Source organism: Bradyrhizobium sp. UFLA05-153 (assembly GCF_054185185.1).
Window position 1 is genome coordinate 36,046 of the sequence record NZ_JBBIAM010000071.1, and the last position, 13,041, is coordinate 49,086.

At 65.7% G+C, this 13,041-nt stretch carries 13 protein-coding genes; 3 read left to right on the forward strand and 10 right to left on the reverse strand.

Features of this window, described 5'->3' with window-relative positions:
• Nucleotides 1-8: 8 nt before the first annotated feature.
• The 5 genes from Q2941_RS32410 to Q2941_RS32430 all read right to left on the reverse strand — a co-directional run bounded on the left by Q2941_RS32410 (nucleotide 9) and on the right by Q2941_RS32430 (nucleotide 4,372).
• Nucleotides 9-665: a carboxymuconolactone decarboxylase family protein gene (locus tag Q2941_RS32410; RefSeq protein ID WP_458194955.1), complete on the reverse strand. Its 657-nt coding sequence runs from the start codon at nucleotides 663-665 to the stop codon at nucleotides 9-11.
• A 79-nt stretch (nucleotides 666-744) separates the two neighbouring features.
• Nucleotides 745-1,557, reverse strand: coding sequence for a class D beta-lactamase (blaOXA, locus tag Q2941_RS32415; protein ID WP_458194956.1), 813 nt, complete (start codon nucleotides 1,555-1,557; stop codon nucleotides 745-747).
• 67 nt (nucleotides 1,558-1,624) lie between these two features.
• Nucleotides 1,625-1,888, reverse strand: a complete 264-nt coding sequence (locus Q2941_RS32420; protein ID WP_254113110.1) for an EscU/YscU/HrcU family type III secretion system export apparatus switch protein — start codon at nucleotides 1,886-1,888, stop codon at nucleotides 1,625-1,627.
• Entirely contained in the window at nucleotides 1,885-3,522 is a 1,638-nt protein-coding gene (fliK, locus tag Q2941_RS32425) for a flagellar hook-length control protein FliK (protein WP_458194957.1), read from the reverse strand. Before fliK ends, Q2941_RS32420 begins: the two co-directional genes overlap by 4 nt.
• A 55-nt stretch (nucleotides 3,523-3,577) precedes the next feature.
• Complete coding sequence (locus Q2941_RS32430) at nucleotides 3,578-4,372, reverse strand: ATP12 family chaperone protein (RefSeq protein ID WP_458194958.1); 795 nt, start codon at nucleotides 4,370-4,372, stop codon at nucleotides 3,578-3,580.
• Nucleotides 4,373-4,446: 74 nt separating this feature from the next.
• Here Q2941_RS32430 and Q2941_RS32435 point away from each other — a divergent pair, with 74 nt between their 5' ends.
• On the forward strand, nucleotides 4,447-4,893 hold the full coding sequence (locus Q2941_RS32435; RefSeq protein WP_458194959.1) for a hypothetical protein: 447 nt from the start codon (nucleotides 4,447-4,449) through the stop codon (nucleotides 4,891-4,893).
• 171 nt (nucleotides 4,894-5,064) lie between these two features.
• On the opposite strand, the gene Q2941_RS32440 is transcribed toward Q2941_RS32435, so the two are convergent.
• Genes Q2941_RS32440 through Q2941_RS32455 form a run of 4 tightly spaced genes read right to left on the reverse strand, consistent with a single transcriptional unit; the run spans nucleotide 5,065 to nucleotide 9,397 of the window.
• On the reverse strand, nucleotides 5,065-5,370 hold the full coding sequence (locus Q2941_RS32440; protein WP_051389598.1) for a hypothetical protein: 306 nt from the start codon (nucleotides 5,368-5,370) through the stop codon (nucleotides 5,065-5,067).
• Between the two features lie 40 nt (nucleotides 5,371-5,410).
• The gene (locus tag Q2941_RS32445; RefSeq protein ID WP_027520932.1) at nucleotides 5,411-6,607 is read right to left on the reverse strand and encodes an RluA family pseudouridine synthase; all 1,197 of its coding nucleotides are present in this window, start codon (nucleotides 6,605-6,607) and stop codon (nucleotides 5,411-5,413) included.
• A 52-nt stretch (nucleotides 6,608-6,659) separates the two neighbouring features.
• Complete coding sequence (locus Q2941_RS32450; RefSeq protein ID WP_254113114.1) at nucleotides 6,660-7,994, reverse strand: replication-associated recombination protein A; 1,335 nt, start codon at nucleotides 7,992-7,994, stop codon at nucleotides 6,660-6,662.
• Nucleotides 7,991-9,397 carry a DegQ family serine endoprotease gene (locus Q2941_RS32455; RefSeq protein ID WP_027520934.1) on the reverse strand — a complete coding sequence of 469 codons (1,407 nt, stop codon included), beginning with the start codon at nucleotides 9,395-9,397 and terminating at the stop codon, nucleotides 7,991-7,993. Before Q2941_RS32455 ends, Q2941_RS32450 begins: the two co-directional genes overlap by 4 nt.
• Nucleotides 9,398-9,714: 317 nt before the next feature.
• Here Q2941_RS32455 and Q2941_RS32460 point away from each other — a divergent pair, with 317 nt between their 5' ends.
• The gene (locus Q2941_RS32460; protein ID WP_027520935.1) at nucleotides 9,715-11,328 is read left to right on the forward strand and encodes an OprO/OprP family phosphate-selective porin; all 1,614 of its coding nucleotides are present in this window, start codon (nucleotides 9,715-9,717) and stop codon (nucleotides 11,326-11,328) included.
• Between the two features lie 41 nt (nucleotides 11,329-11,369).
• Here the strand turns inward: Q2941_RS32460 and Q2941_RS32465 are convergent, their stop codons facing one another.
• Nucleotides 11,370-11,747 carry a winged helix-turn-helix transcriptional regulator gene (locus Q2941_RS32465; RefSeq protein WP_027520936.1) on the reverse strand — a complete coding sequence of 126 codons (378 nt, stop codon included), beginning with the start codon at nucleotides 11,745-11,747 and terminating at the stop codon, nucleotides 11,370-11,372.
• A 124-nt stretch (nucleotides 11,748-11,871) separates the two neighbouring features.
• Between Q2941_RS32465 and Q2941_RS32470 the strand changes: the two genes are divergently transcribed.
• Nucleotides 11,872-12,885: a zinc-binding alcohol dehydrogenase family protein gene (locus Q2941_RS32470; protein ID WP_458194960.1), complete on the forward strand. Its 1,014-nt coding sequence runs from the start codon at nucleotides 11,872-11,874 to the stop codon at nucleotides 12,883-12,885.
• Nucleotides 12,886-13,041 lie beyond the last annotated feature (156 nt).

Consider the following 13,041-nt stretch of genomic DNA (forward strand, 5'->3'; position numbering starts at 1 on the left):
TCTCCGCTCTACGGCTCGCCGGGCTTGAACGGCTCTTCCTTGCCCGGCGGCACCGTCTCCTCGGCCATGGCAAGCAGCATCGCGACCATCACGTAGTTGCCGGCGACCGCTGTGAGATCGACGATCTGCTGATCGTTGAAGACCTTCTTGGCCCGCACGTAAGTCTCGTCCGCGACCTTCTTCGTCGTGGTGAGCTCTGTGACGAAATCGTAGACCACCGCCTCCTCCTCGCTCATCGTCGCCGGGCGCTTGTTGGTCTTGAGCTCGGCGATCAGCGCGGGCGAAAGCCCCGCCTTGGCCGCGATCGGCGCATGCGCGAACCATTCCACCTGCGAGCGCCACTGCCGCGCGATGACGAGGATGGCGAACTCGTTCAGCCTGGCCGGGACCGAGGTCTCCCAGCGCAAATAGTAGAACAGGTCGAACAGGCGCTGGCCAAGCACGGGGCTGCGGATCATCGGATTGTAGGGACCGCCGATGCCGACGCTCGAGACCTTCATGATCTGCTCACCGAGCGGCCTCTGCTTCTCGTCGAGCTGATCCATGGTGAGCTGCGGGAAGCGCGGCTCCCTGCTGGTGGCGGGGCCTGCGAACATCGTGGCGGCGAACCAGCCGCCGGCCGCGGCGAGCGTCAGCGATGACAACCAGAGCTGCGTTGAATTCATGCTGTCCTCCCGGCCTGTTTTTCTTGTGTGGCCGAGAGGATGCTAGTCGAGCGGCGCGAGGTACGCCAGCGGCGCGACGTTAGATTGCGCCGATATCGGCAAGGCAGGCTTGCGTGAGCGTCATGCGGTCGGCGATGTGGCGCGGCTCGCGGCAATCCATGTTGAGCGCGAACACGGTGCGCGCGTCGTCCTTCTCGGCCCAGCCGACCATCCAGCCGAGCGAGCCCTGCTCCTTGCCCGTGAGGCCGGATTTGGCACGGATGATGGAGGCGCCGACTTTCGTCACCGGCAGGATATCGCAGACGAGATCCTGGCTACGTTTCGAGATCGGTAGTGCGCGGCGACGCAACCGATCGACGAAGTCGATCTGGTCCATGGGATCGATGCGCAGGTTTCCGGTCAGCCAGAACTGATCGATGCCGCCGCCGATGTCGCGATTGCCGTATTCGAAGAGGTCGACATATTGCTGCATCCGCTCCTGGCCGATGCGACGCGCGATCTCCTGATAGACCGGCACCGCGCTGACCGCGATGGCGCTGCGCAGGGTGTGATCCTTGTTCCAGGCCTCGATGTCGCGCTTCACGCCGTCCCAGGCAAAGACGTCCTTGTCCACGTCTTGCACTACGCCGGTTTCGAGTGCGATCAGCGAGTTCGGGATCTTGAAGGTCGAGGCCGGCAACCGCGGCTCGGCGGAGCGCTCCTTGTCGCTCAGGATGATCATGTAGTCGTCGGTCTTGTAGCCGACGAAGGTCCCGGCCGTGCCGGCATCCGCAAAACGCTTCGCAAGACTGTCGCGGACTTCGCTGAGCGGCGGCGCGACATTGGCGAGCGCCCGCGACGGCAAGATGGCGCTAGCTGCGAGAAGGCCGAGGGTGGAGCGACGGGTCAGCAAGGCGGTATCCGTTCAATGAACTGGTGCGACAGTGCAGCCGATTTCGTGGTGAAACGATGACAGCGTTTCAGCGCACCCGGCCTGACAGCCGCAGCACGAACACCAGCACCTCGGCGACGGCCTTGTAGAGATCCGGCGGAATCTCGTCGCCGAGCTCGACCTTGGACAACGCGCCCGCCAGCACCTCGTTCTCCTCGATCGGGATGTCGTGGGCCTTTGCCAGTTCCACGATCTTGGCGCCGATCGTGCCCTTGCCCTTGGCGACGACCCGCGGCGCACCGCTGCCCTTCTCGTAATGCAGGGCGATGGCGAGCTTGCTCTCCTCGCTCATGTCGCGCGATCCAGAAAGTGCCCGGCGCGGGCCGGTTGAGGCTGCGGCGGCGTGCCGTCGCGGATCACGATGTCGCCGGGCTTGAGATCGGCCTTGGCCAGCGCCTGGCTGAGCTCGCCGGCGCCGTCGCGCAATTGCTGCGCGGTGGCGGGGCGCTCCGCCCACATCCGCACAAAAGTCTTGTCGCCATTGAGCGTGATCAGCGCATGCACCGGGCCGGCCGGCTCGACGTTGAGCGAGAAGCGCGCGCGCCAGGCTTTCTTGGCGGGATCGGACTCGCTGCCGCCGCCGTCGCGCGAGATCTCGAACTGCGCCATTGCGGTGCCCTGCGGGGTCGCGAAGGGAATTTCGAAACTCCACTGCGGCACCGAGGGATCGACACGGTGGCCGCTGGCATCGACGCGATCCGGAAGCGATGCGACCTGCAACAGGGTCTGCCGGGCGATCGCGGCATCGGTATCGTCGAGCAGCCGGTGCACGGTCTGACTCAGCGGAGCATCCGATACGAGCGCGGCCGTTGCGATCGCCTGTGGCGACGGCAGCGCACCGCGGAATGGCGGCGGCGCGGTCACCGCACGCGGCGTGACGTCGAGGCTGTGAGCGTCCGGCAAAGCGGCTTTGGGCGTCGCGAATGCGGTGCCCATCGCATGCGGCAACTCCTGCACGACTTCCTGGAGCAGGCTCAACGCGACACTGGGTGACACTGCGCGCGGCAGCGCGCCTTCGGTCAGGGCCTCGGCGAGCGCGGCGGCTGCGATATTGGCGCCGCGCGGCGCTTGCGGCGGCTGGCCCGAACCGGCTTCGGGTGACAGCGAGGGCGCCTGCGAAATCTCGCCCGCGATGTGCTCGAGCGACGTCACGGCCCGCGCGACGGCCGCAGACGCGGCGGGAAGCGCGGTTGCCGGTGCCGCCGCCTGCGGCACCGAGGTTTCAAGCGTGCCCGACGTTGCCGCCAGCGTCTGGCGCAGCACCAGCAGCGCCGCCTTCAGATCAGGAACGCTGCCGCTTGCTGGCGTCAGCCCTGATGCCAACGAGGCCTCGAGGAAGAGCCCGGATTTCTGGAACGCGGACTCGATGTCGCCACCGTCGAGCTGCGGACTGAGCGGTGTCTGCTGCGCCAGCACGCCCAGCACGGCCTGCTTCAGCCCGGCCGGCAGGTCGCTGCCGGTGACGACCGAGGCGAGATTGGCAAATAGCGGCGCCTGGCTGCCCTGCCTGGTCACGGCCTCAGTGGAGGCCACCGAGACGGCGATCTGCTCGAGCGGCGTAAGGAGATTGCGCGCAGCGGTCGCGGACGGCGCGAGCGTGGGCGCGTCGGTGAGCGTGACCGCACCTGGCGTCAGCGTGACCTGATCGGTCACCACCCCGCCTGCCCCGTTGACGATGGCAAGCCGCACGGTGCCGTCGTTCTGCGACACCGCGAGCTGCAGGTTCTGGCCCGGCGACAGCGCCACCTCCGACATCACGTCGATCGAGAGGTTGGCGATCGCGATGCGCACGAGATTGTCGGCCGTCACGCTGACGACCTTGGCATCGACGACGGAGCCCGCCTGGAGCACGAGCTCGGGCGTTGCCGCATCGGCCACGGAGGTGGCGGCACTGACTGATACGATCGAGCTTATCGGCGTCGGCATGTTTTCAGGGCCCGCGGAACGCGAGCGACCCTAGCCGTCCGTCGTAAACCTCTCGTTAAGGACCTTGCGTCGGGAGCCCGTTCACGGCCTCTAGGACCGTCACCGCCGCAGCAAAATCCTTCAGCCGGGCGGCCCGGCGGTCGGCCGCCTCCTCGTCCACCCCCCAATGGTCGGCGTTCCAGTCCTCGTCGACATGGGCGGCGGCCCAGACCTGGTCGGCGTCGCGCGCCCGGTGCGCCAGGGCAAGGGCCAGCAGCGCCGAGCCCGTCAGCGTGGTGATCACGTGCAGCGCCGCGACCGACCAGGGATCCCCGGGCAGGGCCGCCCGCGCGGCTGCGATCGCCTGCTCCGGCTGGCTCACATGCATGATGCCCTCGGACAGGATGAAATGCGCGCCAAGCGTCTCAGCCGCCCAGAACAGCACGGGGTCCCAATGCGCGGCCTCGCGCGCCACCAGGCCCTCGGGATGGCCGGCGCGATAGAACAACAGATCGGACTGGAAGTATCTTGCGAGGTCGTCGGTGACGAGATCGACGCGGTCGACCACGCCCTCGACCACGCTGTTGGCGAGCCGCGTCAGCGGCATGGTCATGGGGTCGATCGTCTCCGCCTGGCCCGCCCATTCCGCGGCAACCGCGTCGGCAAGCAGCTTTGCGGGGATGACGACCTGGCGGCCGGACGGCGTCTTGATCGGCCTGCCGTCGAGCGTGATGGCAAAGCCGCCCTCGGCTTCCGCGACGCCCGCCACGACATAGAAGCGCTTGCGCAAGGGTGCACGGGAGGCAGCCCGCACGGCTTCCTGCGGATCGACCGGAGACTGGCCCGCAACCTCGTCAAACAATTCACGCATTCGGTTTTCGCCCAAGTTCCCTGGATGCTAGGCTTCTAAAATAAGTCCGGCGGCCGATAAAGCGAGCGGCAGGCATGAAGGAAATCACGGGCATTCTGGCCCTGTTCGCCGGGTTCTGGCCGGCCATCGCCGAGGCTGGTTTCCGCTCGCCGGAATCGCTGGTGCGCAACGTCTATGCCCATTACGGCCGGGGTGCGCCGGAGCTCTCGAAGGGCCTGCCGCGGGATGCCCCGACAGCGCGCCAGTTCTTCGACCCCAGCCTGCGCAAGGCCTGGAGCAACCCGCGGAGCGAGCCGTACGATTTCCTGGTGCAGAGCCCGACCTGGACGCTCGGCCCGGTCGCGATCTCGGTGCTTAGCAAGCAATATGACAAGACCTATGTCACAGCGCTGTTCAACAATAACGGCCGCCGGGTGACGCTGAACTTCATCCTGATCAACGGGCCGGAAGGCTGGCTGATCACCGACGTCGAGAGCCCGCATGACAGCCTGCGGATGTTTCTGGAGCAGTTTCGGAACTGATGGCATCGCGAGTGACGCAGTCTGCCTCGTAGTCGGTGTCGTCCTGGCGAAAGCCAGGACCCATACCGCGTGATCCATCGAGAGGACTTCGCGGCCAGTACCGACCACCTTACTAAGTCCTGGGGTAATGGGTCCTGGCCTTCGCCAGAACGACATTGAGGAAGCAACTATCTATTGGTTCGCGCACATGCGCGAATATGTGCCACGATCGGCGGGGGTTAGGCCTGCACCGGCGGCATCATCGAGGCATTTGCTGATGCGGTCGCCGAACGAGGGCCGCGGCGGCTGCCTGTAATCGTAGCTCGGCCGCGCATTGATCTGCGGGACTTTCGGTATCTCGATCTTCGGCGGTGGTGGCGGAGGGGGCGGCGGCGGCAGCAACCGCGGCGTGGCGCCCGGCATCAGCGTCTGCGCGAAGCTGCCCGGCCCCGCCGAGAGCGCGGCTAGAACCACCAGGACGGATAGCGTGGCCTTCATGGAGGACACGTCGTGCTCCTCCCGTAGTCCCGCAACCGGATTACTCTTCCGGCGCGTTCTCGATCGGATCAAATCTTGTTGCGTCGAGGCCAAGCAGGTTCCACGACTGCTGCATGTGCGGCGGCAGCGGGGCGCTCGCGTCGATCACCCCGCCCCGCGGGTGCGGAATGACGATCCGGCGCGCGAGCAGATGCAGCCGGTTTTGCAGGCCGCCCGGCAATTCCCAGTTCTCGATGTTGAAATATTTGGGATCGCCGATGATGGGATGGCCGATATGGGCCATGTGGGCGCGAAGCTGGTGAGTGCGCCCCGTCACCGGCTTCAACGACACCCAGGTCAGCTTGTTGCCGGCGGTCTCGACCACCGCATAGTAAGTCACCGCGTGGCTCGCGCCCTCGTCACCATGTTGGGCGATGCGCATGATGGTGTCGTCCTCGCTCTCCTCTTTCGCAAGGAAGGTCGAGATGCGGCCCTGCTTCGGCTTCGGCAGACCCGGCACCAGCGCCCAATAGATCTTGCGCGCCGAACGCGAGCGGAAGGCGCCGGTGAGATGGGTCGCGGCAAAGCGTGTCTTCGCGATCAACAGGCAGCCCGACGTGTCCTTGTCGATGCGATGCACCAGGCGCGGCTTCTGCCCCTTGGCGTCGCGCATCACCTCCAGCATCTGGTCGATGTGCCGCGTGGTGCCGGAGCCGCCCTGCACCGCGAGCCCGGCCGGCTTGTTGAGCACGAGGACGTCGTCGTCCTCAAAGAGCGTCATCTCCTTGAGCGCGGCAAGCGTTTTTTGCGCGGCTTCGGAGAGCGCGCCGGGAGCTTTCGGCGTGTCCAGCTTCAACGGCGGAATGCGGACGCTTTGCCCCTCCTCCAGCCGGTCCTTGCTATCGACGCGCTTGCCGTCGACGCGCAGCTCGCCTTTGCGCACGACGCGCTGGATGTGAGAGAACGACAGCCCCGGGAAACGCGCTTCCAGAAAGCGGTCGACGCGCATGTTGTTCTCGTCGGCCGTCACGGTGACGGTCTGCACCTTGGTCGGCAGCAGCGTCTCGACGGGTTTTGCCGGCGCCGGTTCAGGCGCGCGCCGCTCCGCGCGCTCGGACGCGAACCGCGGCTTTGAGCCCGGCTTGCCGCCGGGCCGTGGTCCCGCCTTGTGCGCGCTGCGCGCCTTGAACGGACGCGCCTCCTTGCGCTCGTCGCGCGAACGGGGCTTCGGGTTGGTTCTCTTGATGCGGCGGCTCATGCTTGCCTGCGTAGCCTAAAAGCGGCTTCTCGTCACGACGAAATGGCCGTTATCAACGCGAGCCCCGCTCCTTCCGCAGCTTCGCCCAGTACTCGAGCCGCTTCCTGATCTCGCGCTCAAAGCCGCGCTCGGGCGGGTCGTAGAAGGTCTGGCGTCCCAGGGCTTCCGGAAAGTAGTCCTGGCCGGAGAAGGCGTCGGGCGCGTCGTGGTCGTACTCGTAAGTCGCGCCGTAGCCTTCCGACTTCATCAGGCCGGTCGGGGCGTTGAGAATGTGCTTCGGCGGCAGCAGCGAGCCGGCCTGCCTTGCGGTCTGCATCGCGGCGCCGAAGGCGGTGTAGACCGCGTTCGATTTCGGCGCGGTGGCGAGATAGACCACCGCCTGCGCGATCGCGAGTTCGCCTTCGGGATGGCCGAGAAAATCGAAGGCGTCCTTCGCGGCATTCGCAATGACGAGCGCCTGCGGATCGGCAAGCCCGATGTCCTCGACCGCCATGCGCACCACGCGCCGCGCCAGGAACAGCGGGTCCTCGCCGGCGTCCAGCATGCGCGCGAGATAATAGAGCGCTGCGTCCGGATCGGAGCCGCGCACGGATTTGTGCAAGGCCGAGATCAAATTGTAGTGGCCATCGGCGGACTTGTCGTAGATCGGCGCGCGGCGCTGCAAAATGTCCTGCAACTGCGCGGCGGTGAAGATCTCGCCGGCGCGCGCCGAGCGCCAGACTTCCTCGACCAGCGTCAGTGCGGCGCGGCCATCGCCATCAGCCATGCGCGCCAGCGCGGCACGCGCCTCCGCATCCAGCGGCAGCTTCTTGCCCTCGACCGCCTCGGCATGCGTGAACAGCTTTTCGATCGCGGCCGCGTCGAGTGAATGAAACACCAGCACGCGGGCGCGCGAGAGCAACGCCGCGTTGAGCTCGAAGGACGGATTTTCGGTGGTGGCGCCGACCATCACCACCGTGCCGTCTTCCATCACCGGCAGGAAGGAATCCTGCTGCGCGCGGTTGAAGCGATGCACCTCGTCGACGAACAGCAGCGTGCCCCTGCCCATCTCGCGGCGGGCGCGCGCGGCGTCAAAGGCCTTCTTCAGGTCAGCGACGCCGGAGAACACCGCGGAGATCTGCTCGAAATGCAGGTCGGTCGCGTCCGCGAGCAGCCGCGCCACGGTGGTCTTGCCGGTGCCGGGCGGTCCCCAGAACACCAGCGAGCCGAGCGTGCGCGTCTCCAGCATGCGCGTCAGCGCGCCGTCAGGGCCGAGAATGTGGTCCTGGCCGACCACCTCCGACAGCGCGCGCGGGCGCAGGCGGTCCGGCAGCGGATGCGGGGCATCTTGATCGAGCCCCGCCGCGGCAAAGAGCGTTGGCGTCTCCTGTGGTCGCTTCGCGCTCATCCGCCGAGCGTGACGTTGATCTGCTGGCCGCCGCGCACCAGCGTGATGCGCCAGAGCCGCGCGGACGCGCCCGCCAGCTTCTCCAGATCGCTGGTCTGGCCGATCTTCTGGTTGTTGACCGAGAGGATGATGTCGCCCTTCTGGAAGCCGACGCCGGCGGCCGTGGTGCTGTCGCCGATGTCGGTGATCACGACGCCTTCGGTGTCGCCATCAAGATGCAATTCGTCGGCGACCGCCGGCGTGATGGACGAGATCTTCGCGCCCTGGAACGGCGAGCGCGCGGTGATCACGAGCTCATTTCGGCCGGTGTCAGGAGCGGTCTCAAGCTGCACGGTGAGCTTGACCGGCTTGCCGGCGCGCTGCACGTCGAGCTGCGCAGTACCGCCGAGCGGACGGGTGGCGAGGCGGTAGTCGAACGCATTGAGATCGTCGATCGCCTGCCCGTCGATCGCGACGATCAGGTCGGAGGATTTCAGGCCGGCCTTCGCCGCAGGCCCGTTCGGCACGACGCTTGCGACCAGCGCGCCGGTCGGCGAGCGCAGGCCCAGGCTCTCCGCGATGTCGGGCGTCACCGTCTGGAGTCGTGCGCCGAGCCACGGCCGCTTCACCGCCTTGCCGCCGCCCTTGGCGGTAGCAACGACGACGCGAACCATGTTGGCGGGGATCGCAAAGCCGATGCCCTGCGAGCCGCCGGAGCGCGAATAGATCGCGGTGTTGATGCCGGCGAGCTTGCCGCTCACGTCGACCAGCGCGCCGCCGGAATTGCCGGGATTGATCGCGGCATCGGTCTGGATGAAGAACTGGTAGTCGGTGATGCCGACCTGCGTGCGCGCGAGCGCCGAGATGATGCCGTGGGTCACGGTCTGGCCGACGCCGAAGGGGTTGCCGATGGCGAGCACGACGTCGCCGACCATCAATTCATCCGAATTGGTGAAGTCGAGCGTGGGAAATTTCTCCTTGGTATCCTTCAGCCGCAGCACCGCCAGATCGGTGCGGGAATCCTTCAGCAGGATCTCGGCCTCGAACTCCCGCTTGTCCGAGAGCGACACCTTCACCTGGTCGGCGCCCTCGATGACGTGGACGTTGGTGACGACGAGGCCCGAGGGATCGACGATGACGCCGGAGCCGAGCGAGCGCTGCATCTGCTCGGGCTGCTGGCCCGGCACGCCGAAAAAGCGGCGGAAAATCGGGTCATCCAGCAGCGGGTTGCGGTTCTGCACCATCTTGGCGGCATAGACGTTAACCACCGCCGGCTGCACCCGCTGCACGATCGGCGCATAGGACAGCTTGAGTTCCGCCGGAGACGAGGGGACGCGACGATCCTGCGCGACGGCGGGATTGAGACTGCCCAGAAGGGTCATGCAGCTTGCGGCAATAACAGTGGCACGGATCAATCGAAACATTCCTACCTCTCGGAAAAGACGCCGGAATATAGGCATGTTCGACCGTCAATAGAAGGGCGCGAGCCGCCAATATTCGCCCCCTTTTCTCTCCCGCCCGGGCATGCAAGCCCCGCGCGAAGGGCGGCCATTTTGCGGCTGCCGCGGGATTGGCATGACGCCCATCATCCCCCAAAGTGGATGGAGGCACGATTCGGTTGATGCGAATCTGCATCAGTGGGAACCGGCAACCGTGGCACGTTTCGTCGCGGAGTAGTCATCAAGCGCTCGTACGACTCTCCGTGATGGTGGGGACGTTGATCAATAAGGGAGTGGATGACGTGAGCAGAAGAAGATTTGCAAGCGTCGCGCTCGGCCTCGCCGGCGCGCTCGCGGTCTCGCAAAGCCATGCGCAATCGGCAAACAGCAGCGAACAGGAGATCGCGCTTCTGAAGCAGCAATTGAAGCTGCTCGAGCAGAAGCTCGACAAGCTGCAAAGTCAGACCGCGGCGAACACGGCGGCCACGGCGAGAGCCAAGGCCGAAGCGAAGGCCGAGGCCAAGGCCGAAGCGAGGTCGGAGGCGAAGGCCGTTGTCGCCAATGCCAATGCCGCCATTCCGGTCAAGGGCCCGGTGGCTCCGTCCGGTGTCGTCGTCACCATGCCGAACAACCGGCCGACGATATGCACTGCGGACGAACAGAACTGCGTTGCGATCACGAGCCGCGTGCACTGGGATGTCGGCGGATACAACTACCGCCCGAACACGGCGGCGACGGTGCCGCAGGTGCTCGATAGCGGCGAAAATCTCCGCCGCGCGCGCATCGGCGTCGTCGGCAAGTTCTTCGGTGATTGGAATTATGCGCTCGTCTACGACTTCGGCGGCACCTCCGACGGCTTCGGCGGCGCGGCTGCTGGATCACTTCCGGGGGGCGCCGTCTCCGGCGTCGAGAACGCCTATCTGAGCTACACGGGATTGAAGCCGTTCGGCGGCAAGATGGCGATCGAGGCGGGCATCATGGATCTGCCCTACACGCTCGATGAGGCCACCAGTTCCAATGACATCTTGTTCATGGAGCGCGCCTCGGCCGGTGTGATCGCGACCAATATTGCTGCCGGCGACTTCCGCTCTGCCATCGGCGCACGTTGGTGGAACGACGTGCTCTGGGCGGGAGCTTACGTCACCGGTCCGGCAACGGGCGCCATCCATTCGGCGTCCAGCGTCTCGCCGAACGGCACGACCGAACAATATGGCGCGGTCGCGCGTGTCGCTGGTCAGGTCGTCAGCGGAAGGGATTACTCGCTGCATCTCGGTGCCGACGCCGAATGGCTGATCCAGCCGCCGCGCAATCTGGTGACGAGCGCGCAGACGCTCACGCTCAGCGATCGTCCGGAGCTGCGCATCGATCCGACGGTGCTGGCGACGACCGGCGCGATCGCCAACGCTTCCGGCGCACAGGTCTACAGCGTCGAAGCAGCGGCGACCTATGGACCACTGATCCTCCAGGGCGAGTACTTCTGGTTCAATGTCGATCGCAGCGCCAATACAGGCCTGCCGCCCTTCGGTGCACCCAGCGTGAAATTCCAGGGCGGCTATGCCCAGGCCGGCTACGTGTTGACCGGCGAGACCCACAACTACAATCCGGCCAGCGCCTCCTACGGCGGCATCAAGCCGGCGCATCCGTTCTCGCTCGACGGCGGCGGCTGGGGTGCGTGGGAGATCGCCGGCCGTTACTCGACGATCGACCTCAACGACCAGTTGGGCACGGCGACCGGCATCGCCGGCGGACGGCAGACCGTCTACACGCTTGCGCTCAACTGGTACGTCAATGGCAACGTCCGCTTCATGTTAGACTACCTGCATGGCAACGTGCCCAAGCAGGCCTCACCTGTGTCCACGGCGGATGTCGGCTCGAAGTTCGACGCGATCGCCATGCGCACGCAGGTCGCGTTCTGACGCAATACATTCCAGGAGCGGCACTGCCGCTCCCGGAAACGCTAAGCCGCGCGTTTCGGCTTCTTCACGACCACCGGCGGCGGCGCGCAGGACAGCCGCGCCTGGTGGCTTTCACCCCAGGCTTTCAGGATATCGATCACCGGCCGCAGGCTCTCGCCGAGCTCGGAGAGACAATATTCCACCCGCGGCGGCACTTCCGCGTAGACCTTGCGGATGACGAGCTTGTCTTCCTCCAGCGCGCGAAGCTGTTTCGTCAGCATGCGCTGGGTGATGCCGGGCATCAGGCGGCGCAATTCGCCGAAGCGCTGCGTGCCGCCCTGGAGGTGATAGAGGATCACGCCCTTCCATTTGCCGTCGATCAGGTCCAGCGTCGCCTCGACCGAGCAGCCGGGGCGCCGGGCGAAATTGCGTCGTTTCATGCGTGTTTTCCCCAATAGTATCCAAACAGGGACTATATCCCCGTTTTTACAGTACTTGCAAAATCGGAACATCCCGGACACTTAACCCGGCAGGCGATCTCACCATCTGATGGAGACCGGAGACATGAAGGCCGTCGGCTACAAAAAATCGCTTCCGATCGAGGATCAGGAGTCTCTGATCGATTTCGAAACCGCAAAGCCGGAGCCGAAGGGGCGCGATATCCGCGTCGCGGTGCAGGCGATTTCGGCCAATCCGGTCGATTACAAGGTGCGCAAGCGCGCCGCCCCGCCCGAGGGCGAGGTCAAGATTTTGGGCTATGACGCGGCCGGCGTGGTCGATGCGGTCGGGCCTGATGTCACGCTGTTCAAGCCGGGCGATGAGGTGTTCTACGCTGGTTCGATCCTGCGCCAGGGAACGAACGCGGAATTCCATCTGGTCGACGAGCGCATCGTCGGCCGCAAGCCAAAATCGCTCTCATTCGCGCAGGCGGCGGCCCTTCCCCTCACCTCCATCACCGCGTGGGAATTGCTGTTCGATCGGCTCGGCGCCGTGCCCGGCAAGAGCGTCGATCCGCGCACGCTCCTGATCACGGGCGGCGCAGGTGGCGTCGGTTCGATCCTGATCCAACTTGCGCGCCGCCTCACCGGCCTCACGGTGCTGGCGACCGCGACGCGGCCGGAATCGCAGAAATGGTGCCTCGATCTCGGCGCGCATGCGGTGATCGATCACGGCAAACCGATGAAGGAGCAGATCGAGAAACTCAAGCTGCCGCCGGTCGCGCTGGTGGCGAGCCTCACCTTCACCGACCAGCACTACAAGGCGATCGCGGAATTCATGGCGCCGCAGGGCAGGTTCGGCCTGATCGACGATCCCCCCGAATTCACCATGGGCGTGTTCAAGGGCAAGGCGATCTCGGTGCACTGGGAATCGATGTTCACGCGCTCCTCGTTCCAGACCGCTGACATGATCGCGCAGCATCACCTGCTCAATGACGTCAGCGATCTCATCGACAAGGGCGTACTTCGCACCACGCTCGATCAGACCTTTGGCACGATCAACGCGGCCAACCTCAAGCGCGCGCATGCGCTGCTGGAGAGCGGCAAGTCACGCGGCAAGATCGTGCTCGAGGGGTGGTAATCGCTGTGTAGGGTGGGTTAGGCGAAGCCGTAACCCACCTCTTCTGGCACCGCGTCGACACAAGTGGCGGGTTACGCTACGCTAATACTACTGCGTCATAATTTTCGTTGCCTGCCGAGACGCGGCGATGCCCCGCAACAAGGGCATCGCCTTAGA

Excerpts from the sequence above, each read along its gene's own strand:
- fliK (WP_458194957.1), bottom strand. The coding sequence starts at position 3,522 with ATGCCGACGCCGATAAGCTCGATCGTATCAGTCAGTGCCGCCACCTCC.
- Q2941_RS32435 (WP_458194959.1), top strand. The coding sequence starts at position 4,447 with ATGAAGGAAATCACGGGCATTCTGGCCCTGTTCGCCGGGTTCTGGCCG.
- Q2941_RS32455 (WP_027520934.1), bottom strand. The coding sequence starts at position 9,397 with ATGTTTCGATTGATCCGTGCCACTGTTATTGCCGCAAGCTGCATGACC.
- Q2941_RS32465 (WP_027520936.1), bottom strand. The coding sequence starts at position 11,747 with ATGAAACGACGCAATTTCGCCCGGCGCCCCGGCTGCTCGGTCGAGGCG.
- Q2941_RS32420 (WP_254113110.1), bottom strand. The coding sequence starts at position 1,888 with ATGAGCGAGGAGAGCAAGCTCGCCATCGCCCTGCATTACGAGAAGGGC.
- Q2941_RS32470 (WP_458194960.1), top strand. The coding sequence starts at position 11,872 with ATGAAGGCCGTCGGCTACAAAAAATCGCTTCCGATCGAGGATCAGGAG.
- Q2941_RS32445 (WP_027520932.1), bottom strand. The coding sequence starts at position 6,607 with ATGAGCCGCCGCATCAAGAGAACCAACCCGAAGCCCCGTTCGCGCGAC.
- Q2941_RS32450 (WP_254113114.1), bottom strand. The coding sequence starts at position 7,994 with ATGAGCGCGAAGCGACCACAGGAGACGCCAACGCTCTTTGCCGCGGCG.
- Q2941_RS32430 (WP_458194958.1), bottom strand. The coding sequence starts at position 4,372 with ATGCGTGAATTGTTTGACGAGGTTGCGGGCCAGTCTCCGGTCGATCCG.
- Q2941_RS32410 (WP_458194955.1), bottom strand. The coding sequence starts at position 665 with ATGAATTCAACGCAGCTCTGGTTGTCATCGCTGACGCTCGCCGCGGCC.
- Q2941_RS32440 (WP_051389598.1), bottom strand. The coding sequence starts at position 5,370 with ATGAAGGCCACGCTATCCGTCCTGGTGGTTCTAGCCGCGCTCTCGGCG.